Genomic DNA, 19,399 nt, shown 5'->3' with positions numbered 1-19,399 from the left:
TCGTGCGGACCCGTCCCACCGTCGCACGGCGGCGTCTGGCCGCCGCCCTGACCGTGCTCCGCGGCCGCCGGCCGAAATTCGACTACGGCCCCCTGGTGGTCATGCCCTTCCTCGCGGCGGCCGGCGGCGTCCTCATCTCCTTCCTCATCGAGGACGCTGTGGAACGCCACCGGGCGAAGGCCCCGGCGCCGCAGGCGGCCCGCCGGCGGCCGCCGATTCATCCGGAGGGAATGAGGCGTACGCCGCGACAGCGGTTGAGTCTGGTCCCGCCGGCCCTGTTCCGCCGAGGGTGAAGGCCGGATCGCGCGACGCCCGATGCCCGTGACGCCCCGGGTGGGGTCGCCGATGTCCGCGGATCCGGCCGGCGTGTTCATGGAACGGGGCCGGCGCCCGCCCCGTCGATCAGCTCGCGCGGCGGATCAACCGTCCCGCGACGCCCTCGTCCTGGGCGAGCACCTGGCCGAGCACCGTCGTCGCCAGCAGGCAGAACGCCATGATGTACAGCCATCCGATGTAGGTGAACGCGAGGCCGATGGTGCCGTACCGGTCGTAGCTCGTCTGCAGCGCCCGGGGCAGGTAGACGGCTCCGGCCGGACGGACGACCAGCATGACGGCCGCGAACGCCAGGCCGCCCGGCACCAGCATCCTGGCCGGCACCGACCGGTTGAGCAGCAGAACCGGCAGCAGCACGGCCACCGCACAGTCGGCCGCCAGCAGGAGCGCGCCCGACCACAGGCGGGGCCGGGGCAGATCGGCGGTGAGCCAGCCCGACAACCGCGTACCGACCAGCAGCGCGGCCACCACCAGAACCGCGAGCAACCACCGCCACGCCGCCCGCGGCCCGCCCGGCAGCCGGGGCACCTGCCACACCGTCGCGTACGCCCGGGCCAGCGCACGCGCGAGGCCGGTCGAGGACAGCAGCACGACCAGGATGCCCACCACACCGAACGCGTTCACCCCGCGATCGGTGAGCGTCTCGGTGATGAGATGCCGCGACGACGGCGGCAACCCGGCCAGCGACGCGAACCGGGCGACCAGATCGGGACCGAAGATCGCGCCCGCCATGATCAGGATCGGGAACAGCGAGGTGAAGGCCTGCGCGGCCAGCGTCATCGCCCGATCGAAGATCTGTATCCGGACGAGGCCGGCCAGGGTTCGTACGAGGATCCGGCCGGCCGCCCGGTGCGCGATCCAGCGCATCGGCGGGCGCAACGGCGCGGGCACCCTCGCCACGAGGCGGGCGGCGGCCTGCGCGTCGGCGCTGTCGTACCCGCTGGGGACGGCCATCGGGTCACCGCTGTCCCGGGGCCGGCAGTCCGGCGGCACGGCGGCGCGACCGGGGCGGCCCGGACGAGATGAGCGAATCGATCCAGCGGGTCCGCGGATCGGCGTCCACCAGCAGGCCCTTGGTCAGCAGGCTCAGCGGGATGGCCAGGAGCGCGCCCAGCGGGCCGAGGACCCACGTCCAGAAGACCAGCGAGAGAAAGGACGCGGTGGCGGACAGTCCGACCGCATCCCCGACGATCTTGGGCTGGATCACCGACTGGATGACGAAATTGACCACGCTGTAGAGGACGATGACCATGGTCATCAGCGGTACGCCGCCCTCCAGCAGGCCGAGCAGGGCCGGGGGTACGAGGCCCACCACGAACCCGATGTTCGGGATGTAGTTGGTGATGAACGACAGCAGCCCCCAGAGCACCGGCAGCGGGATGTCGAGCGCCCACAGCGCCAGCGTGTCCATGACGGCGACGATGAGCCCGAAGATCGTCGAGACCAGCAGGTACCGCCGGGTGCCGCCGGCGAAGGACCGCAGCGCCCCCACCACCTCGGGACGCTCGACGGCGGCGCTGTGCAGCCGGGCCGGGAAGCTGACGGCGTCCAGGCAGAGGAACAACAGCACCGCCAGCAGGAAGACGGCGTTGGACGCCGTGGCCAGCAGCCCACCGAGCAGGCTCTGGACGGCATCGGCCACCGCCCCCGGCGTGATCGACGCCGTGAGATCTCCGGCCCGACCCGCGTCGAGTCCGAGGCCGGTGAGGGCCCCGGACGCGGAAGCGCGCAGGTCCGCGAGCCGGTCCTGGTACTGCGGCATCAGCGCGACCAGGCGGGCGACCGAGACGGCGAGGGCGGCGCCCAGGGCGATGAGGACCGCGTACACCACGGCGACCAGGGCCGTCGCGGCCAGCCACGCCGGCGCTCCACGGCGGATCAGCCAGGCGCCGAGCGGGCTGGCCGTGACCGTGAGCATCAGCGCCAGGAACACCGGAGCCAGGACCTCCGCGAAGATGCGCAGGCCGGCCACCGCGACCACCGCGCCGGCCAGCCCCAGCAGCACGATCAGGCCCCGTGGCAGGCCGGCAGCGCCGTTGCCGTGGGGGACGCCGTGCCCGCGCACGCGCAGCGCGGGCCGGCCGTGGCTCACCGATGCCCGGCCCACCGGACCTCCTCCGTACCCGCGGCCGGCTCAGTAGTCCGCGACCTCGCGACCGTGGACCGCGAGCGCGTAGATCACCAGGACGTCCATGACGATGACGATCATGCTCCAGATCGGGTACGCCGCCAGGAAGGCGACGTTGACCAGGGCGCTGACGGCCGCGATGACGATGCCGAGCACCCGGGCCCACGTCTGCCCGGCCATGACCCCGATGGCGGTGCCGACGGCGATCAGACCGATCACCAGGTGCGTCCAGCCCCACGCCGTGTAATCGAGCTGCACCACCAGCCCGTCCGGGCTGACCAGGTAGTAGTCCTCCCGGAAGAGCGCGACGAACCCCTGGGTGACCTGGAAGCAGCCGACCATCAGCATCATGATGCCGCCGAACAGCACCACACCCACCCACGCCGTCGGCCCCGACCGGCTCGCCACCTCGTACTGCTTCTCCGCGTTGTAGGAAGCGCCCGGACTCCTCACGGCGCTCTGCTGTGTGTCCGACATGGCTTCTGCCGCCTTTCGTCTCCTCAGATGCGGCGCCGGGGGTCGGGCGCCTTCGGAAGGTCGTTGATCGCCGCGGCCAGGTACGGGCCCACCACACCGACGCGGTCGCCGGCGCGGGCGGCGACCTCGATCCGGGCCCCGTCCCAGATCTTGAGCACCACACCGACCGGCCGGGTGCCGCACAGCCACGGAGCTTCGAGATCGAGGTTGTGCACCACGCCGACAGGGGTCTGGGTTCGCAGCAGGATCGTCCGGCCGAGCACCGGGCCGCGCCGGACCACGAGCACGTCGTCCTCCCACAGCGCCCACATCGGCCGGGACCAGCGCCGCGTCAGCGTCGGCCAGATCACCGACCGGCGTCCCCGCACGCGCAGCCGGCACCGGAAGGCGGTACCGGAGTCCTGGAACCGGCGGCGGCTGCACCGCGCCGACCAGGCGGTGACCAGCACCACGAGAAGGGTGCCGACAACGAGCGAGATCAGCACGACCGGGCCCCTTTCCGCTGAACCGTCCCGGGCACATGCTCGCCGCCGGACACCCGTTGCGCGCCATCCGCCGGGGGTGAGCCGGCACGTCCGGCCTCGTCAGGTGCCGCGTTCCACCTCGAGCTCGCTGCCGTGCCGCGCCACCGCGTAGATCACCAGGAGGTTGATGGACATCACCGCGACCGCCCAGACCGGGTTGACGGTGACGAGGAGGAAGTTGGCCAGAGTGCTGATCGAGGCCAGCGCGATCGCCATCACCCGGGCCCAGAGCCGGCCCGTGAGCAGGGCGACGCCGGCGGCGACCTCCAGCAGTCCGAAGACCAGGTGAACCCAGCCCACGGTGGTCAGGTCGGCGCCCAGGAGCACGCGCACCCGATCCTCCTCGACGATCTCGGGGCGCGCCAGGGCGGCGATCCCCGTCATCGCATGCAGGGCGCCGGCCAGGACGAGCAGGGCGGCGCCGGCCAGGACCGAGGCCACCCATCCGGTCGCGTCGCTCATCTGGATGCCGGCGGGCATGCCTCGCTGATCCGCCATCATCGTGCCTCCGTCCAGATCGGAGCCGCCGGCGGGCCGGCGGCGACATGCCGGGCCGGGCGGCGAAGCGCAGGATCTCCCGCGGCTCGCGCGACGACCGCGACGGCTCCAGTGAGCCATCGCCGGCCCCGTCCGCTCCTCATTCCGGGTGGATGAAGCCGGGACGGGCCGGCGAACGGCGGAACTCACCCGCCAGGGGTGGGCCGGAGTCCTCGCCGGACAGTCACCATGCCGGGTGACGGGCGGGTCCGCGGCTGCGGCCGATGCACCCGGATACCGACAACCGAAAGGCACTACCATGTCGGACACGCAGGAACGGCAGAGCCACGCCGGCAGTGACTCGTACGCGGCGCAGAAGCGGCACGAGCCAACCGCCTGGGTCGGGTTCATCTACTTCGCGGGCACCATGGCGATGATGCTCGGCGGATTCCAGGTCATCGAGGGCCTGGTCGCCATCTTCCGCGACGAGTACTACGTGGTGACGCGCAACGGGCTCCTGGTGACCATGGACTACACGGCCTGGGGCTGGACCCATCTGATCATCGGGCTGATCGCGATCGCCACCGGCATCGGGTTGTTCATGGGACAGATGTGGGCCCGGGTTCTCGGCATCGTCATCGCCGCCGTCAGCGCCCTGGCGAACATGGCGTTCCTTCCGGCGTACCCGGTCTGGTGCGCGATCGTCATCGCGATGGACGTGCTGGTGATCTACGCGCTCACGGTGCACGGCCGGGAGCCGGCGTACACCTGAGCCGCTCGGCGCAGCCGTGGCGGCCGGCGGTGACAGCACTGCTGCCACCGCCGGAACCCGGTCACCGCGAGAGCACGACCTTCAGGGCGCCGGTGTGCGCCGGGTCGGCGAACACGTCGTACGCCGCCATGAACTCGTCGAGTCCGAAGCGGTGCGTGACCATGTGGGCGAGGTCGAGCTGACCCGCGACGAGCATGTCGAGCAGCTTCGGCGTCGAGAACGTGTCGACCAGGCCGGTGGTGATGGTGAGGTTGCGGATCCACAGGTCTTCCAGGTGCAGCGTGACCGGCTTGCCGTGCACGCCGATGTTGGCGATGCGGCCGCCGGGCCGGACGAGCTTCGTGCACAGCTCGAAGGTCTGCGGTGTGCCCACGGCTTCCATCGCCACGTCCGCGCCGAGGGAGCCGGTCAGGGCCTGCACCGCGGCCACCGGGTCGTCGGTGCCGGCCACGACGGTGGTGTCGGCGCCGAACATCTTCGCCGCCTGCAACCGGCTCTCCGCCTTGTCCACCACGACGATGTGGGCGGGTGAGTAGAGCCGCGCGGTGAGGACGGCCGCGAGCCCGATGGGGCCGGCGCCCACGATCACCACGGTGTCGCCCGGCTGCACGTGGCCGTTGAGCACGCCGACCTCGTACGAGGTGGGCAGGATGTCGGCCAGCAGCACCGCGGCCTCGTCGCTCACCCGCTCCGGCAGCCGGTACGTCGACAGGTCCGCGAACGGGATCCGGGCGTACTCGGACTGCACGCCGTCGATGCGGTGACCGAGGATCCACCCTCCGCCGCCGAGGCACTGCCCGTACGCGCCCTCCCGGCAGTAGCGGCAGATGCCGCAGGCGGAGATGCACGAGGCCAGCACCCGGTCCCCGGCCTTGAGCCCCGACACCCCGCTGCCGGTCTCGGTCACCGTGCCGACGGCCTCGTGGCCGAGGATCCGTCCGGAGGTGACTGCGGGCACATCGCCGCCGAGGATGTGCAGATCGGTGCCGCAGATGGTGACGGCGTCGACGCGGATGACGGCGTCGCGCGGATCCTTGATCGTCGGGTCGGGAACCTCCGTCCAGGACCGCACTCCCGGCCCGCCGTACACAAGCCCTTTCATGGTCGCTCCTCTCGAGGTGTCGTTCCCCTCCACGCTCGTCCCGCGGCGGGCCGCGGGGTAGGGACCTCCGGCCCTACGAGCCCGGCCATGCTCACCGCGGCGGGCGTTCGTCACACGACCCTGTCGCGGTTGAGGTCCTTCCGCCATATCCGGCAGGACCAATGGAGGGACAGCACCGAGCCGACGGGAGTCGTCATGCATGCCCTTCAGCAGCGTCCGCAGACCCGCCGCGCCACGATCGTCGTCGGCGTCGACGGTTCCGGCGGCGCGATCACCGCCGTCCGCTGGGCCGCGAACCACGCCCGGGAGACCGGCGCCGGCCTGCGCCTGAGCTACGCGTTCCGGGAGCCCGGCACGGCGACCCTCACCCTGCCCGTACCGGTCGGCGTCGCCGTCCCCCGGCGCCGTCCGGCGAACCCCGGCAGGCGCCTGGTGACGCTGGCCGCCGCGGAGGCCCGGATGTACGCCCCGGACGTCGAGGTCTCCGGCCACCTCAAGCCGGGCGGCCCGGTCGACGTGCTGGTGGCCGCGTCGGCCGACGCGGCCCTGCTCGTCGTCGGCTCCCGGGGCCTGGGCCGGGTGGCCGGGTCGCTCACCGGGTCGATCGGCGTCCAGGTGGCCGCGCAGGCGCACTGCCCCACGGTGGTGGTCCGTGGCGAGGGCGACGCGGGCGGGCCGGTGGTGGTGGCCGTAGACGGCTTGGAGGCCTCGGAACCGGCGCTGCGGTTCGCCTTCGCCGAGGCCGCCCGCCGGCGGGCCGGGCTGGTCGCGGTGCACGCGTGGAGCCCGCCGGTCGTACCGGCCGGGGCCGGGCGGGTCCTCGCCCACGAGATGATTGCCGGGCCCGCCCGCACCGAGCTGCGCCGGGCGGCCCACCGGCTGCTCGCCGGCGCGGTCGCGCCCTGGCGCTCCGAGTTCCCCCATGTCGGCGTCGCCGAGCTGGTGCTCGAGGAGAGCCCCGAGACGGCGCTGCCGAAATGTACGGCGGGAGCCGCGCTGGTGGTCGTCGGGTCGCGGGGGCGTGGCCGGGTAGCGGGACTGCTGCTGGGCTCCGCGAGCCAGGCGGTGCTGGCCGGCGCCGGCTGCCCGGTGGCCGTGGTGCGCGCGCCCGGGACGTCCGGGTGAACCCGCTCCGGGCGAAGGGGTCACAGACAGGCACGGGGTAGCCGGAACCAGCGCCGGGCCTCGAGGTCGGCGGGCAACGCCGGCCCGTCGTCGGCGACGTCGGGCCGGCTCAGCAGCAAAAGCCGTCCCTCCTCGAGGTGGCCGGCCAGAACGTCCTCGCCCAGCTTCCGGTGCGCCGGGCCGTCCACGCCGACGGCGAGGTCGGCCAGGTGCAGCGGGGTGCCGGCCGCTCTGCGGTGCTCCCACGACCCCGTCCGCGGATCGAACCGGTAGTCGGTCAGCAACCGGCCGCCGTGCCGGGCGAGGAGGGCGACAGCGTCGATGAGGTAGTCGGCGACCGGGTCGGAGAGGAAGTAGTGCAGGTTGATCCGGGTCCAGCCGGGCTTCAACCCCTCGAACCCGCGCGCGGCGAGACCGCGGAACGCCACCGACGCGGCGTCGTCGATCCCGAGCAGGCGATGACCGTACGGGCCGGCGCACGAGCAGCCGCCGCGGGCCTGGACGCCGAAGAGGTCGTTGAGCACGGCGACGACGAAGTTGTGGTGCAGGTACCGGTCCCCCGAGCGCACCCGGAAGGACACGATGGGCAGCCGGTCGGCGCGGACGTTGCCGAGGATCTCGAGGTTCTCCGCGCCCTGCCACCGGTGCAGCGCGCGCTGCCAGAGCCGCCGCTCCCGGGCCGCGATGAGCTCCGCGCCCACCGCCTCCTTGAGGCCGACCACGATCCCGGCCCGGATCGACTCGACGATCGCCGGCGTGCCGGCCTCCTCGCGGGCCACCGGATCGTCGAGATACCGGTGCCCGTACGGGTCGACGAACAGCACGGTCCCGCCGCCGGGCGCGGCCGGCGCCGGGTCCGTGACGAGCTCGCGGCGCAGCACCAGGACCCCCGGCGTCTGCGGGCCGCCGATGAATTTGTGCGGGGACAGGAACACCGCGTCCTTGTGGTCGCCCCGCCCCGGCGCCGATTCGCCCATGCGGATCGGCACGTACGGCCCGGCTGCGGCGTAGTCCCAGAACGAGAGCGCCCCGTGCGCGTGCAGCAACGCCGCGACGGCCTCCGTGTCCGACAGGATCCCGGTCACGTTGGACGCCGCCGAGAAGCTGCCGATCCGCAGCGGCCGGCCCGCGTACCGCACCAGCTCCTGTCGCAGGTGCGCCAGGTCGATGTGCCCGTCCGGGCCGGCGTCGATGGTGACGACCTCGGCGATCGACTCGCGCCACGGCAGCTCGTTGGAGTGATGCTCGTACGGTCCCACGAACACGACCGGCCGCTCCCGCCGCGGGATCAGCGCGCTCAGCCCGTACCGCCGGTCGAGGGTGCCGGGCAGTCGCAGCCCGAGGATGCCGACCAGCTTGTTGACCGCGGCCGTGGCCCCGGAGCCGCAGAACACGACCAGGTCGTCCGGCCCGGCACCGACGGCGCGGTGAACCGCCTGCCGTGCCTCCTCGCGCAGCGCGCCCGTCCGCCGTCCGGTGCCCGACGACTCGGTGTGCGTGTTGGCGTACCACGGGAGCACCCGGTCGCGGATGACGTCCTCGACGAAGTCCAGGGCCCGGCCGGACGCGGTGTAGTCGGCGTACGTGATCCGGCGCGGCCCGTACGGCCCGTCGAGCACCTCACCCTCGCCGATGACGCCGGCGCGGATCCGCTCGATCAGCGGCGACGACGGTGCCTCGCGGTCCTGGTCCGGCGAGGTACGCACAACCGGCATGGCGACCACCTTCCGCCCGGCAACTGGCGCCTCGCAGGCACTTTAGGCACGCCTCAGCCGCTGCGGCGAAGGCGCGTGGCCGGATCGTGCCCGTAGGGGCAGCGTCCCGCCCGGCGCTGGACTTGGCGGGAAGCCATCGACGGCGCTACCGTTCCATATACCCCCTGGGGTATGTTGTCCATCCGAGAAGGAGTCCTGACGTCGTGAGCACCTCCGACAGCCCGGCCCGCCCCACCCGCCTCGACGCCGCCGCCCTGCGCGACTGGCTCGCCACCGCCGACGGCCCCCGCCTGCTGGACGTCCGGGAGCCGGCCGAGTTCGAGGCGATGCACATCCCCGGCGCGTACAACGTGCCGCTGCACCTGCTCCGCGAGCACCGCGGTGAGCTGCGCGCCCACCTCGACCACGTCGTGCTGGTCTGCCGCTCCGGCATGCGCGCGAGCCAGGCCGAGCAGCTGCTGACCGGCATCGGCATGCCGAACGTCCACGTGCTCGACGGCGGCGTGCTCGCCTGGGAGTCGACCGGCGGCCCGCTCAAGCGGGGCCGCAACCGGTGGGACATCGAACGTCAGGTCCGGCTGGTGGCCGGCTCCCTGGTGCTGCTCGGCGTGCTGGCCGGGCTGATCGTCCCGGGAGCCCAGTGGTTCGCTGCCGCGATCGGCGCGGGCCTGGTCGTGGCCGCGCTGACCAACAGCTGCGTGATGGGGGCGGCGTTGTCGCGCCTGCCGTTCAACCGCGGCGCCAGTTGCGACATCGATCGGGTCGTCGGGGAGCTGGCCGGCGCCCGCTGACGACCGGCTTCTCCATGCCGTCTGCACACCGGTTGCACGCCGCCGCCACGGCGGCGAGCCACCGTGAAGGTGTCAGAAACGAAGGAGGAGCCATGAAGACCATCACCCGCCGCGCGGCCACGTTCGTGACGGCCGGCGCGCTCGGTCTGGGTGGGCTGGCGGTCGCCGCTCCGGCGCTGGCCGGCAACGGCCCGTTCGGCCCCGGCCCGGCCGGCACGGCCACCGTGAGTCAGCCGGGCCGCGGCCCCGGCATGGGTGCCGGATACGGCGACGGCACCTGCCTGCAACTCAAGGTCACCACCGCCCAGGGCACGCTCACCGAGTCGCAGAAGGTGACCCTGGCGTCGATGGCGCAGGAGGAGAAGCTCGCCCACGACCTGTACGCGGCCTTCGCCGCGCGCTACGACGCCGTCGTCTTCGACCACATCGCCACGGCCGAGACGCGGCACCTGGACGCCGTACGCACGCTGCTGCAGCGTTACGGCATCGCCGACCCGACCGCGAACCAGCAGGCCGGGAAGTTCACCGATCCGGCCGTCCAGGCCACCTACGACAGGCTCCTGGCGAAGGGCGGGACCAGCCTGGCCGAGGCGCTGGCCGCCGGTCAGCAGGTGGAGCGCGACGACATCGCCGCGCTGCGCGACGCCCAGGCCGGCCTGACGGCGCCGGACGTCAAACAGGTGTACGCGAATCTGCTGGCGGCGTCCGAGCGGCACCTGACCGCGTTCACCCGCTGGTCGACGCGGTGAACCACGAGGGTGGGGCGGCGTACCGCCCCACCCTCGCCGCACCGGCAGGACTTTGGTCCCGAGGATCGAGGGCTTCCGCCGACGCCTTCCCGATACCCCCAGGGGTATGTTGGAGCGACAGCACATCGCATCGAACTCCGTGGAGGCGTCCGTGATCTTCACCCAGTACTACCTCGATTGCCTGTCGCAGGCCTCGTACCTGATCGCCGACGAGGGCACCCGCCGGGCGGTGGTGGTCGACCCGCGGCGGGACATCGCCGAGTACCTGGCCGACGCGCAGGCGCACGACCTCACCATCGAGGCCGTCATCAACACCCACTTCCACGCCGACTTCATCGCCGGCCACCTCGAGCTGGCCGCGAAGACCGGCGCCTGGATCGGGTACGGGCAGCGCGCCGAGGCGGACTACCCGATCCGCAAGCTCGCCGACGGGGAACGGATCAGCCTCGGCGACGTGACCCTGCAGATCATGGAGACGCCGGGTCACACCCCGGAGTCGATCAGCGTCCTGGTTCTCGAGCACGCCGGCGACGAAGTGCCGTACGCGGTCCTGACCGGCGACGCGCTGTTCATCGGCGACGTCGGCCGCCCGGACCTGCTCGCCTCGCTGGGATACACCGCCGGTCAACTCGGCACGATGCTGTACGACAGCGTGCAGCACAAGCTCATGAGCCTGCCCGACGCGGTACGGGTGTTCCCGGCGCACGGTGCGGGTTCGGCCTGCGGCAAGAACCTGTCCACCGAACGAGCCTCGACCATCGGCGAGCAACGGGCCACCAACTACGCGTGCGCGCCGATGAGCGCCGAGCAGTTCCTCGCCATGGTCACCGAAGGGCAACCGGCCGCACCCGGCTACTTCGTGCACGACGCCGTGCTGAACCGCCGCGAGCACCGGCTGTTCGACGTGGCGAACCCGCCGACCCCGCTGAGCGTGGACGAGTTCCGCACCGAGCGGGACCGGGGCGCCGTCGTCCTGGACACCCGGGACGCCCAGGACTACGCCGCCGCCCACCTGCGCGGCTCGCTGAACGTCCCGGCCGACGGGCGCTTCGCCGAGACCGCCGGGTCTGTCGTGCGGCCCGACGAGCGCATCCTCGTCATCGCGCCGCAGGACCGCGAGGAGGAGATCGTCACCCGGCTGGCCCGCATCGGCCTCGACGACGTGGCCGGCTACCTGCGCGAACCCGAGGCCGCATTTTTGGCCATGCCGGAGTCGGTGGACCGCGCCAGCCGGCTGACCGTGAGCGACCTGCGCAGCGCGATCGCCGGGGCGAACCCGCCGACCGTCCTGGACGTCCGCAATCCCGGCGAGGTCGCCGCCGGCGCCATCGGGGGCGCCCGGCACATCCCCCTCGCCCAGCTGCCCGGACGGCTCGCCGAGGTCCCGACGGACCGGCCCGTGGTCGTCACCTGCCACAGCGGGTACCGCTCGTCGGTCGCGGCGAGCCTGCTGCGCCGCGCCGGGCACCCCGACGTCTCCGACCTTCTCGGCGGTTACCTGGCCTGGCGGACCGCCCACGAGCCGGCCACCGTCTCCGGAGCGGACCGATGAGCGCCCGCCGGCACGAGGTGGTCATCGTCGGCGGTGGTACGGCCGGCATCAGCGTCGCGGCCCGGTTGCGCCGGGCGCGGGTCGCCGACGTGGCCGTCGTCGAGCCGTCCGACGTGCACTACTACCAGCCGCTATGGACCCTGGTCGGCGCGGGCCTGACCGACGTACGGAAGACGGCACGGCCGGAGGCGTCGGTCATGCCGAAGGGTGTCACCTGGATCCGGCAGCGCGCCACCGGCGTGGATCCCGAGGCACGCACCGTGCCCCTCGGCGACGGCACCTCGCTCGGCTACGAGCAGCTCGTGCTGGCCCCCGGGCTGCAGCTCAACTTCGACGCGATACCCGGCCTCCAGGCGGCCGTCGGCCACGACGGCGTCGCCAGCAACTACCGCGCCGACCTGGCGCCGCGCACCTGGGAATTCATCCAGCGGGCCGAGCCCGGAACGGCGCTGTTCGTCACCCCGCCCGGCCCCATCAAGTGCGCCGGCGCGCCGCAGAAGATCGCCTACCTCGCCGCGGACCACTGGCGCCGCCACGGTCTGCTCGACCGGATGCGGCTCATCATGGTGATGCCGACGGCGGCGATGTTCAGCCAGCCCGACTGGGGCGAAGTGCTCAAGCGGATCGCCGCCGGCTACGGCATCGAGGTACGCCACAACACCGAGCTGGCCGAGGTCGACGGCCCGAACCGCCGCGCGGTGCTGCTGGACACGGCGACCGGCACGAAGGAGGAACTCGACTTTCAGTTCCTGCACACGGCACCGCCGCAGAGCGCGCCGGACTGGATCCGCACCGGCCCGCTCGCCGACCCGGCCGGCCCGTACGGCTACGTCAAGGTCGACCAGTACACCCTGCGCAGCCCGGACTGGCCGGACGTGTTCGCCCTGGGCGATGTGGCCAACCTGCCCACCTCGAAGACGGGGGCGGCCATCCGCAAGCAGGCACCGGTCGTCGCCGCCAACGTGCTGGCCGCCCGCCGAGGAGCGCCCGCGACCGCCCGCTACGACGGCTACACGTCCTGTCCCGTGGTGACGGCCCACAACCGGATGCTGCTCGCGGAGTTCGACTACACGCTCACCCCGCGGCCCAGCTTCCCCGTCATCGACACGATGCGCCCCCGCTACGACATGTACCTGCTCAAGCGGTACGGCCTGCCGCAGCTGTACTGGCACGGCATGCTCCGCGGCCGGGCATGACCTTGTTCGCCGCCGCCGGGCTCGGCCTCGTCATCGGCGTCATCCTCGGCGGGCTCGGCGGCGGGGGTGCCATCCTGACGGTGCCGGCGCTGGTCTATCTGCTCGGCCAGAGTCCCCAGAACGCCACCACCAGCAGCCTGATCATCGTCGGCGCCACGGCCGTCGTCGGCGCCGCCGGCCACGGCCGGGCGGGAAACGTCCGCTGGCGTACCGGCTTGACGTTCGGCGTCACGGGCATCGCCGCCGCCGTGGCCGGGTCGCTGGCCAATCGCCATGTGGCGCCGCGCGTGCTGCTCCTGGGATTCGCCGCGCTGATGGTCGTGACGGCCGCCGGGATGCTCGTCCAGGGCCGCCGCGGAAGCCGGGGCGACCCGCCGGACGCAGCGGGGAGTCCCCTCGGCGGTGGACCGGGTGGCTCCGTCGGCCTGGCTCGCGTGGTTCCCGGCACCCGTACGCGAGCCACCGTCAAGCTCGTCGCGGCGGGGCTGGCCGTGGGGTTCCTGACCGGCTTCCTCGGGGTCGGCGGCGGATTCGTCATCGTTCCGGCGCTGGTGCTGGTGCTCGGCCTGCCCATGTCCGAAGCGGTCGGCACCTCGCTGGTGATCATCGCGATCAACTCGCTCGCCTCGCTGGTGGCGCGGACCGGCTACGACCATGTCGACTGGGCCACCACCGTGCCGTTCGCGCTCGCGGCGATGGCGGCGAGCCTCGCCGGCCGCAAGGCCGCCGATCGCGTGCCCGAGACGGTCGCCACTCGCGCCTTCGCCGTGCTGATCCTGCTCGTCGCCGCCTACACCGCCGTCCACACCCTGACCGGCCCGTGATGCGGGGGTCAGGGAGTGCTCGCGCTGTCGTCCCGTAGCCGTCTCCAGCAGCGCACCGGGTTCGGCAGGAGCCGGGGCGTCGCGGCGGCATAGGAGTCGTAGCCGGGGAAGCGTGCCGCGAGCGCGCGCTCCTCCAGCCGCGTCTTGAGCCACAACAGCGCGAGCAGCGCCGGCCAGACCCCCACCCGGGTGATCCGGCCGCCCAGGGCGACGACACCGGCCCCGCCGAGGAGCAGGGCGCTGTAGATCGGGTGCCGTACGCACGCGTAGACCCCGGTCGTCCGCAACCGGGCGGCGGAGGAGGGCAGGGGCGAGGCGGTCAGGCCCGCGCCCAGCCGGACGGCGCCGGCCACGGCCACGGCCGCCGCAGCGACGATCGCTGTGGCGGCGGCCGCCGTCAGCCACCCCCGCGGGTGCCAGGCGCGGGGCCCGGGCAGCAGGACCAGTCCGGCCAGCAGGAGCAGCTGGAGCGCGACGAGGGACCAGGCGAGAAGGCGCTCGCCTGGTCCGTACCGCCGCGGATCGCTCATGCCAGGGACAGGAAGAGCTTCTCCATCCGTTCCAGGTTGGCGCTCTGGTCCTCGCCGTCCTCCGCCGCGGTCATGCACTGCTGCAGCCCACTGGCGATGATCTTGAAGCCGGCGCGGTCGAGGGCCCGGGAGACCGCGGCCAGCTGCGTCACGACGTCGGCACAGTCGCGCCCCTCTTCCAGCATGCCGATCACACCACGGATCTGGCCCTCCGCGCGGCGCAGCCGCTTGATCACATCGCCCGTCGCCGTCACGTCGACCTGCATTCCGCACGCTCCTCTTGTCAACCCCCTGCGATGCTACCCGCCGGGGTATGCAACGCCGGTCTCTCAGCCGGCCGCCCTGGCCGCGCCGCCGCCGACGCGCTGCTGCGCGATCTTGTCACGGACCTCGTCCATGTCGATCTCCCGCACGGCGGTGATGAGCCCTTCCAGGGCCGTGGCGGGCAGCGCGCCCGGCTGGGAGAAGACCATGATCCCGTCGCGGAAGACCATCAGCGTCGGGATGGAGCTGATCCGGGCCGCGGCTGCCAGGTTCTGCTCGGCCTCGGTGTCGACCTTGGCGAAGACGATGTCGGTGTGCCGCTCACTGGCCTGTTCGAAGACCGGGGCGAAGCGGCGGCACGGGCCGCACCACGAGGCCCACCAGTCGACCAGCACGATGCCGTCGGCGCTGACGGTCCGCTCGAAGGTCTCCATCGTCAGGGCTGTCGTACTCATGTCGTTCGTTCCTTTCCCGCCGGCCGGGCCGGCGCAGACACTCCGGACTGCGGTCAGCCCAGGGCGAGGAAGAGCTTCTCCAGCCGGGCGACGCTCTCCTCGCGTTCGCCACCGGCCGGGGCGGTCAGGCACTGCTCGAGGCCGCCGGCGAGCATCGCGTAGCCGGCGCGGTGCAGGGCATGCGTCACGGCGGCCAGCTGGGTCAGCACGTCGGTGCAGTCCCGGCCGTCGTCGAGCATGGCGATCACGCCGCGCAGCTGACCCTCGGCCCGGTGCAGCCGCCGGCGTACGTCGGCGCTGCCCGCTTGATCGAGATGCATGTCGCGCTCCTTTCCTCTCCCGCAACCATACCCCCGGGGGTATATATTCCGGATGGGCCGAACGACCCCCGCGCTCCGGCGCCGGGGGTTGACGGCAGCCGGAACAACCGCGCTATGGTCGAGAGCAGATACCCCCGGGGGTATACGAGATCGAAGGAGAGATGCATGCGTGAGGTTGATCTGGCGACGTTCGCGACCCGGCACGGCGAGGGCGCCGTCGTCATCGACGTCCGCGAGCCGTTCGAGTACGCCTCCGGGCACGTGCCCGGCGCCGAAGCCGTTCCGCTGAGCCGGCTCGCGGCCCGCGCCGGCGGCCTGCCGCGCGGCGTACCGGTCTACGTCATCTGCGCGAGCGGCAACCGCAGCCTGATGGCCGCCGAGCACCTGCGCCGGGCCGGCGTCGACGCCTGGTCGGTCGCCGGCGGCACCGCCGCCTGGCAGCGCGCCGGCCACCCGGTCGTCCGCGGCCGCCGGGCCGCCTGACCCGATCCCCCTCCCCTCCCACCCGCTTGAAGGAGTCACCGCCGTGTTCCGCATCCTGCCGCTCGACACGCCCACGCTCGGCGACCGCAGCTACCTCGTGCACGACGGCACGAGCGCGTTCGTCGTCGACCCGCAGCGCGACATCGACCGTGTCCTGGACCTCGCCGCCACCGAGAACGTGACCGTCACCCACGTCTTCGAGACGCACATCCACAACGACTACGTCACCGGCGGCCACGCCCTCGCCCGGGCGACCGGGGCGGCGTACCACGTCAACGCCGACGACCCGGTCAGCTTCGACCGCGTGCCCGTGCGCGACGGCGACGTGATCACCGTCAGCGACACCCTGCGGGTCCGGGCGATCGCCACCCCCGGGCACACCTTCACCCACCTGTCGTACGCCCTGCAGGCCGACGGCGAACAGGTCGCCGTGTTCTCCGGCGGCTCTCTGCTCTACGGCGCCGTCGGCCGCCCCGACCTGCTCGGCCCCGCGCACACCCACGACCTGGTCCACCACCAGTACCAGTCCGCGCACCGGCTCGCGGCCGACCTGCCCGACACCGCGGACGTCTTCCCGACCCACGGCTTCGGCAGCTTCTGCTCGGCCACGCAGTCCGAGGCCAGCGCCTCCACCATCGGGGCGGAGAAGCGGACGAACCCGGTGCTGACCCAGACCGAACAGGCCTTCGTGGACGAGCTGCTGGCCGGCCTGGACGCGTGGCCGGCGTACTACGCGCACATGGGCCCGGCGAACAGCGCCGGCCCCGCCGCGCCGGACCTCAGTGCACCGCAGCGCGCCGACGCCGAGCAGCTGCGCAAGCGCCTCGCCGACGGCGAATGGGTCGTCGACCTGCGCAACCGCGTCGCGTTCGCCGCCGGGCACGTCGCCGGAACGCTCAACTTCGGCCTCGACGGCAGCTTCGCCACCTACCTCGGCTGGCTCATCCCCTGGGGTACGCCGCTGACGCTGCTCGCCGAGACCCCGGAGCAGGTCGCCGAGGCCCAGCGCGAACTGGTCCGCATCGGCATCGACCGGCCGGCCGCGCACGCCACCGGCGACCCCGCCACCTGGGCCGGCGACCACGACCTCGAGACGTTCCCGCGCGCCACGTTCGCCGACCTCGCCCAGGTGCGCCACCACCGGCCGGTCGTCGTCCTCGACACCCGCCGCAAGCTCGAACACACCGAGAACCACATCGACGGCGCCGTGCACATCCCGCTGCACGACCTGCCACAGCGGCTGGACGAGGTGCCCGGCGGCGAGGTGTGGGTGCACTGCGCCGGCGGGTACCGCGCGTCCATCGCCGCGTCCCTGCTCGCCGCCGCCGGCCGCCACGTCGTGGCCGTCGACGACGACTTCGGCAAGGCCGCCGAGGCGGGTCTTCCGGTGCGGTCATGAGCGCGACCCTGATCCTGACCGTGGTCCTCGCGGTGGGCATCGGCGTGAGCCTGGGCCTGCTCGGCGGCGGTGGATCCATCCTGGCCGTGCCGCTGCTGGTCTACGTCGCCGGCCTGCCCGCCAAGGAGGCCATCGCGACCTCGCTGCTGGTCGTCGGGGCCACCAGCGCCGCCGGCGTCATCCCGCACGCCCGGGCCGGCCGGGTCCGCTGGCGTACCGGCCTGATCTTCGGGCTGGCCGGCATGACCGGCGCGTACGCCGGCGGGCGCGTCGCCGCGTACATCCCGGGCGCCGTTCTGCTCACCGGGTTCGCGCTCATGATGCTCGCCACGGCGGTCGCCATGATCCGGGGCCGCCGGTCGGCTGCCGAGCGTCCCGCCCGGCACGAGCTGCCCGTGCTGCACGTCATCGCCGACGGCGTCGTCGTCGGCCTGGTCACCGGCCTCGTCGGCGCCGGCGGCGGCTTCCTGGTCGTGCCCGCCCTGGCGCTGCTCGGCGGCCTGCCCATGTCGGTGGCGGTCGGCACCTCGTTGCTGGTCATCGCGATGAAGTCGGTCGCCGGGCTCGCCGGCTACCTGTCCAGCGTCCACATCCACTGGGGGCTCGCGATCGCGGTCACCGTGGCCGCGATCGCCGGGAGCTTCCTCGGCGGCAGACTGGCCGGGCTCATCCGCGAGGACGTCCTGCGCAAGGCCTTCGGCTGGTTCGTCGTGGTGATGGGCGCCTTCGTCCTGGCTCAGCAACTCCCCGGCCAGCTCTGGGGCAGGCCCGAGTGGTGGGTCGCGGTCGCCGTCGTGACGGCCGGGACGGCGGCCGGCGTCCTCCTGCGGCAACGGCACCGGCGCCGGGAGCCATGTGACGCCCTCGCGGCCGCTCCCGATCACTCCGCACCGGTCCTGGCCTCCTCCGGAAGGCGCCAAGGCCGGCCCGGCAGCCGGTGAGCCGGGATCCGCGGACCCGCGGCGCTTCGCCGGCGCGGGTCCGTGGAGCGGTACCACTGCAGGCAGAACACCACGATGAGCGCGACGTCGGCGAGGTCGCCGCCGTAGTACATCAGCTCGGCGCCCGTACGACCGCCGGCGGCCGGCACGCCCGCCGGCGGATGGGCGTACAGATGCTTGGCGAGGATCGCGTGGGCGGCCAGGAAGGCGATCAGAACCGCCGCACGGGTACGCGGGCCCGGCCGGTGCGGGGCCGGGTCGACGCCGATGATCGCGGCGGTGAACAGGTAGCCCGTGGCGGCGACATGGACGTGTACGAGCACGTGCAGCCACGGGTGCTGGCCCATCTCGCGGTAGACGCCGGTCGTGTAGAGGACCCACAGGCCTCCGGCGTTCAGCACGCCGGCCGTGACCGGATGCGTGAGCACCCGGACCGGCAGACTCCGCAGGATCCGTGACAAGCCCCGGGCCTGGCGCGCCGGCAGAGCGCGCAATGCGAGCGTCACCGGGGCGGCCAGGACGAGCAGCAGCGGGGCTGTCATCCCGAGCAGCAGGTGCCCGGCCATGTGCGCGGTGAAGTCGTGGTGCGCCTCCCGGGCGAGCGGGCCGGTCAGCGCGACGGCCGCCGTGGCCAGACCGCCCAGCCAGAGCGTCGTACACCCCGGCGGCCACCAGCGGCCACGGCGGCGCACCGTGCCGGCCGCGGCCACGTAGAGGACGGCCGCGGTCAGCAGCGCGACTCCGAAGAGCCCCGGCATCACGATGCGGTGGAGACCGCGGCGCGCCGGAACCGCACCAGCAGAACCGCACCGGCGACGATCAGCACGACGGCGATGACGTTCCAGGTCCAGTCGTACGGGGCCAGCTCGACGTGGTAGCGGATCTGGTGCAACCCGAGCAGCTTGTGCTGAACCGTGCCGTCGTACAGCTGGAAGGCACCGGCGCCGAGCAGCAGCCCGCCCCACCAGGGGGTCGCCCGGAACGCGGCGCGGCGGCGCAGGTCGGCGACGAGGAACAGCGCGCCCACCGTGCAGAACCAGCTCCCGGCGTGGAACAGCCCGTCGGAGATCAGCCCCATGGCGGGGGTGGACTTGTCGTAGAAGTGGTGCCAGTGCAGCAGCTGGTGGAAGACGGTCTCGTCGACGAACCCGGCGACACCCACTCCGAGCAGGACTCCGGACAGCATGTTGCGCCTGGGGACGGTGGACATCGGACACCTCCTGGCCGGGAACGCGTCACATA

At 73.0% G+C, this 19,399-nt stretch carries 24 protein-coding genes; 11 read left to right on the top strand and 13 right to left on the bottom strand.

Going from position 1 to position 19,399, the window contains the following annotated elements; all coding sequences use genetic code 11:
* The first annotated feature begins 2 nt into the window (after positions 1 to 2).
* Entirely contained in the window at positions 3 to 293 is a 291-nt protein-coding gene (locus tag AB0K03_RS00410; protein WP_364678312.1) for a hypothetical protein, read from the top strand.
* A gap of 109 nt (positions 294 to 402) precedes the next feature.
* Here the strand turns inward: AB0K03_RS00410 and AB0K03_RS00405 are convergent, their stop codons facing one another.
* From AB0K03_RS00405 to AB0K03_RS00385, 5 genes are all read right to left on the bottom strand, one after another.
* Positions 403 to 1,287: a YhjD/YihY/BrkB family envelope integrity protein gene (locus AB0K03_RS00405; protein ID WP_364678310.1), complete on the bottom strand. Its 885-nt coding sequence runs from the start codon at positions 1,285 to 1,287 to the stop codon at positions 403 to 405.
* Positions 1,288 to 1,291: 4 nt separating this feature from the next.
* A complete protein-coding gene (locus AB0K03_RS00400) occupies positions 1,292 to 2,440 on the bottom strand; it encodes an AI-2E family transporter (RefSeq protein WP_364678308.1) in 1,149 nt (382 codons plus the stop codon).
* A gap of 27 nt (positions 2,441 to 2,467) precedes the next feature.
* Entirely contained in the window at positions 2,468 to 2,914 is a 447-nt protein-coding gene (locus AB0K03_RS00395) for a DUF7144 family membrane protein (protein WP_364678305.1), read from the bottom strand.
* A 47-nt stretch (positions 2,915 to 2,961) separates the two neighbouring features.
* Positions 2,962 to 3,423, bottom strand: coding sequence for a hypothetical protein (locus AB0K03_RS00390; protein ID WP_364678302.1), 462 nt, complete (start codon positions 3,421 to 3,423; stop codon positions 2,962 to 2,964).
* Positions 3,424 to 3,522: 99 nt separating this feature from the next.
* Complete coding sequence (locus AB0K03_RS00385) at positions 3,523 to 3,960, bottom strand: DUF7144 family membrane protein (protein ID WP_364678299.1); 438 nt, start codon at positions 3,958 to 3,960, stop codon at positions 3,523 to 3,525.
* 298 nt (positions 3,961 to 4,258) lie between these two features.
* Between AB0K03_RS00385 and AB0K03_RS00380 the strand changes: the two genes are divergently transcribed.
* The gene (locus AB0K03_RS00380; RefSeq protein ID WP_364678297.1) at positions 4,259 to 4,711 is read left to right on the top strand and encodes a DUF7144 family membrane protein; all 453 of its coding nucleotides are present in this window, start codon (positions 4,259 to 4,261) and stop codon (positions 4,709 to 4,711) included.
* Positions 4,712 to 4,772: 61 nt separating this feature from the next.
* On the opposite strand, the gene AB0K03_RS00375 is transcribed toward AB0K03_RS00380, so the two are convergent.
* Complete coding sequence (locus AB0K03_RS00375; RefSeq protein WP_364678294.1) at positions 4,773 to 5,813, bottom strand: zinc-dependent alcohol dehydrogenase family protein; 1,041 nt, start codon at positions 5,811 to 5,813, stop codon at positions 4,773 to 4,775.
* Positions 5,814 to 6,008: 195 nt separating this feature from the next.
* Between AB0K03_RS00375 and AB0K03_RS00370 the strand changes: the two genes are divergently transcribed.
* Positions 6,009 to 6,938, top strand: a complete 930-nt coding sequence (locus AB0K03_RS00370; protein WP_364678291.1) for a universal stress protein — start codon at positions 6,009 to 6,011, stop codon at positions 6,936 to 6,938.
* A gap of 20 nt (positions 6,939 to 6,958) precedes the next feature.
* On the opposite strand, the gene AB0K03_RS00365 is transcribed toward AB0K03_RS00370, so the two are convergent.
* Positions 6,959 to 8,653, bottom strand: a complete 1,695-nt coding sequence (locus AB0K03_RS00365; protein ID WP_364678289.1) for an aminotransferase class V-fold PLP-dependent enzyme — start codon at positions 8,651 to 8,653, stop codon at positions 6,959 to 6,961.
* A 254-nt stretch (positions 8,654 to 8,907) separates the two neighbouring features.
* Here AB0K03_RS00365 and AB0K03_RS00360 point away from each other — a divergent pair, with 254 nt between their 5' ends.
* The 5 genes from AB0K03_RS00360 to AB0K03_RS00340 all read left to right on the top strand — a co-directional run bounded on the left by AB0K03_RS00360 (position 8,908) and on the right by AB0K03_RS00340 (position 13,765).
* Positions 8,908 to 9,444, top strand: coding sequence for a rhodanese-like domain-containing protein (locus AB0K03_RS00360; protein ID WP_364679370.1), 537 nt, complete (start codon positions 8,908 to 8,910; stop codon positions 9,442 to 9,444).
* 92 nt (positions 9,445 to 9,536) lie between these two features.
* Positions 9,537 to 10,193, top strand: coding sequence for a DUF2202 domain-containing protein (locus tag AB0K03_RS00355; protein WP_364678286.1), 657 nt, complete (start codon positions 9,537 to 9,539; stop codon positions 10,191 to 10,193).
* Positions 10,194 to 10,344: 151 nt separating this feature from the next.
* On the top strand, positions 10,345 to 11,745 hold the full coding sequence (locus tag AB0K03_RS00350; protein WP_364679367.1) for an MBL fold metallo-hydrolase: 1,401 nt from the start codon (positions 10,345 to 10,347) through the stop codon (positions 11,743 to 11,745).
* Complete coding sequence (locus tag AB0K03_RS00345) at positions 11,742 to 12,941, top strand: FAD/NAD(P)-binding oxidoreductase (RefSeq protein ID WP_364678283.1); 1,200 nt, start codon at positions 11,742 to 11,744, stop codon at positions 12,939 to 12,941. Before AB0K03_RS00350 ends, AB0K03_RS00345 begins: the two co-directional genes overlap by 4 nt.
* Positions 12,938 to 13,765, top strand: a complete 828-nt coding sequence (locus tag AB0K03_RS00340; RefSeq protein ID WP_364678280.1) for a sulfite exporter TauE/SafE family protein — start codon at positions 12,938 to 12,940, stop codon at positions 13,763 to 13,765. The genes AB0K03_RS00345 and AB0K03_RS00340 overlap by 4 nt, the downstream gene beginning before the upstream one ends.
* An 8-nt stretch (positions 13,766 to 13,773) precedes the next feature.
* Here the strand turns inward: AB0K03_RS00340 and AB0K03_RS00335 are convergent, their stop codons facing one another.
* The 4 genes from AB0K03_RS00335 to AB0K03_RS00320 form a co-directional block, all read right to left on the bottom strand.
* A complete protein-coding gene (locus AB0K03_RS00335; RefSeq protein ID WP_364678277.1) occupies positions 13,774 to 14,295 on the bottom strand; it encodes a hypothetical protein in 522 nt (173 codons plus the stop codon).
* Positions 14,292 to 14,561, bottom strand: coding sequence for a metal-sensitive transcriptional regulator (locus AB0K03_RS00330; RefSeq protein WP_364678275.1), 270 nt, complete (start codon positions 14,559 to 14,561; stop codon positions 14,292 to 14,294). The genes AB0K03_RS00335 and AB0K03_RS00330 overlap by 4 nt, the downstream gene beginning before the upstream one ends.
* 63 nt (positions 14,562 to 14,624) lie before the next feature.
* A complete protein-coding gene (gene trxA, locus AB0K03_RS00325) occupies positions 14,625 to 15,014 on the bottom strand; it encodes a thioredoxin (protein ID WP_364678273.1) in 390 nt (129 codons plus the stop codon).
* Positions 15,015 to 15,067: 53 nt separating this feature from the next.
* A complete protein-coding gene (locus AB0K03_RS00320) occupies positions 15,068 to 15,334 on the bottom strand; it encodes a metal-sensitive transcriptional regulator (RefSeq protein WP_364678270.1) in 267 nt (88 codons plus the stop codon).
* Positions 15,335 to 15,499: 165 nt separating this feature from the next.
* On the opposite strand from AB0K03_RS00320, the gene AB0K03_RS00315 reads away from it, so the two are divergent.
* Genes AB0K03_RS00315 through AB0K03_RS00305 form a run of 3 tightly spaced genes read left to right on the top strand, consistent with a single transcriptional unit; the run spans position 15,500 to position 18,157 of the window.
* On the top strand, positions 15,500 to 15,817 hold the full coding sequence (locus AB0K03_RS00315; protein WP_364678268.1) for a rhodanese-like domain-containing protein: 318 nt from the start codon (positions 15,500 to 15,502) through the stop codon (positions 15,815 to 15,817).
* A 43-nt stretch (positions 15,818 to 15,860) separates the two neighbouring features.
* Complete coding sequence (locus AB0K03_RS00310; protein WP_364678266.1) at positions 15,861 to 17,216, top strand: MBL fold metallo-hydrolase; 1,356 nt, start codon at positions 15,861 to 15,863, stop codon at positions 17,214 to 17,216.
* Positions 17,213 to 18,157: a sulfite exporter TauE/SafE family protein gene (locus AB0K03_RS00305; protein WP_364678263.1), complete on the top strand. Its 945-nt coding sequence runs from the start codon at positions 17,213 to 17,215 to the stop codon at positions 18,155 to 18,157. Before AB0K03_RS00310 ends, AB0K03_RS00305 begins: the two co-directional genes overlap by 4 nt.
* On the opposite strand, the gene AB0K03_RS00300 is transcribed toward AB0K03_RS00305, so the two are convergent.
* Positions 18,097 to 18,915: a cytochrome c oxidase assembly protein gene (locus tag AB0K03_RS00300; protein WP_364678260.1), complete on the bottom strand. Its 819-nt coding sequence runs from the start codon at positions 18,913 to 18,915 to the stop codon at positions 18,097 to 18,099. The two genes, AB0K03_RS00305 and AB0K03_RS00300, sit on opposite strands and share 61 nt — an antisense overlap.
* Entirely contained in the window at positions 18,915 to 19,367 is a 453-nt protein-coding gene (locus tag AB0K03_RS00295) for a DUF2243 domain-containing protein (RefSeq protein WP_364678257.1), read from the bottom strand. The genes AB0K03_RS00300 and AB0K03_RS00295 overlap by 1 nt, the downstream gene beginning before the upstream one ends.
* Positions 19,368 to 19,399: the final 32 nt, after the last annotated feature.

This window comes from Actinoplanes sp. NPDC049316 (assembly GCF_040677315.1).
Lineage (GTDB): Bacteria > Actinomycetota > Actinomycetes > Mycobacteriales > Micromonosporaceae > Actinoplanes.
Note: the sequence above shows the minus strand (reverse complement) of the source record. Positions and strands in the feature narration are given on the sequence as shown.

What these genes read in the sequence shown, in the direction of transcription:
- AB0K03_RS00405 (WP_364678310.1), bottom strand. Translation starts at nt 1,287, where the DNA reads ATGGCCGTCCCCAGCGGGTACGACAGCGCCGACGCGCAGGCCGCCGCC.
- AB0K03_RS00385 (WP_364678299.1), bottom strand. Translation starts at nt 3,960, where the DNA reads ATGGCGGATCAGCGAGGCATGCCCGCCGGCATCCAGATGAGCGACGCG.
- AB0K03_RS00380 (WP_364678297.1), top strand. Translation starts at nt 4,259, where the DNA reads ATGTCGGACACGCAGGAACGGCAGAGCCACGCCGGCAGTGACTCGTAC.
- AB0K03_RS00375 (WP_364678294.1), bottom strand. Translation starts at nt 5,813, where the DNA reads ATGAAAGGGCTTGTGTACGGCGGGCCGGGAGTGCGGTCCTGGACGGAG.
- AB0K03_RS00370 (WP_364678291.1), top strand. Translation starts at nt 6,009, where the DNA reads ATGCATGCCCTTCAGCAGCGTCCGCAGACCCGCCGCGCCACGATCGTC.
- AB0K03_RS00365 (WP_364678289.1), bottom strand. Translation starts at nt 8,653, where the DNA reads ATGCCGGTTGTGCGTACCTCGCCGGACCAGGACCGCGAGGCACCGTCG.
- AB0K03_RS00355 (WP_364678286.1), top strand. Translation starts at nt 9,537, where the DNA reads ATGAAGACCATCACCCGCCGCGCGGCCACGTTCGTGACGGCCGGCGCG.
- AB0K03_RS00345 (WP_364678283.1), top strand. Translation starts at nt 11,742, where the DNA reads ATGAGCGCCCGCCGGCACGAGGTGGTCATCGTCGGCGGTGGTACGGCC.
- AB0K03_RS00340 (WP_364678280.1), top strand. Translation starts at nt 12,938, where the DNA reads ATGACCTTGTTCGCCGCCGCCGGGCTCGGCCTCGTCATCGGCGTCATC.
- AB0K03_RS00335 (WP_364678277.1), bottom strand. Translation starts at nt 14,295, where the DNA reads ATGAGCGATCCGCGGCGGTACGGACCAGGCGAGCGCCTTCTCGCCTGG.
- AB0K03_RS00330 (WP_364678275.1), bottom strand. Translation starts at nt 14,561, where the DNA reads ATGCAGGTCGACGTGACGGCGACGGGCGATGTGATCAAGCGGCTGCGC.
- trxA (WP_364678273.1), bottom strand. Translation starts at nt 15,014, where the DNA reads ATGAGTACGACAGCCCTGACGATGGAGACCTTCGAGCGGACCGTCAGC.
- AB0K03_RS00320 (WP_364678270.1), bottom strand. Translation starts at nt 15,334, where the DNA reads ATGCATCTCGATCAAGCGGGCAGCGCCGACGTACGCCGGCGGCTGCAC.
- AB0K03_RS00315 (WP_364678268.1), top strand. Translation starts at nt 15,500, where the DNA reads ATGCGTGAGGTTGATCTGGCGACGTTCGCGACCCGGCACGGCGAGGGC.
- AB0K03_RS00305 (WP_364678263.1), top strand. Translation starts at nt 17,213, where the DNA reads ATGAGCGCGACCCTGATCCTGACCGTGGTCCTCGCGGTGGGCATCGGC.
- AB0K03_RS00300 (WP_364678260.1), bottom strand. Translation starts at nt 18,915, where the DNA reads ATGCCGGGGCTCTTCGGAGTCGCGCTGCTGACCGCGGCCGTCCTCTAC.
- AB0K03_RS00295 (WP_364678257.1), bottom strand. Translation starts at nt 19,367, where the DNA reads ATGTCCACCGTCCCCAGGCGCAACATGCTGTCCGGAGTCCTGCTCGGA.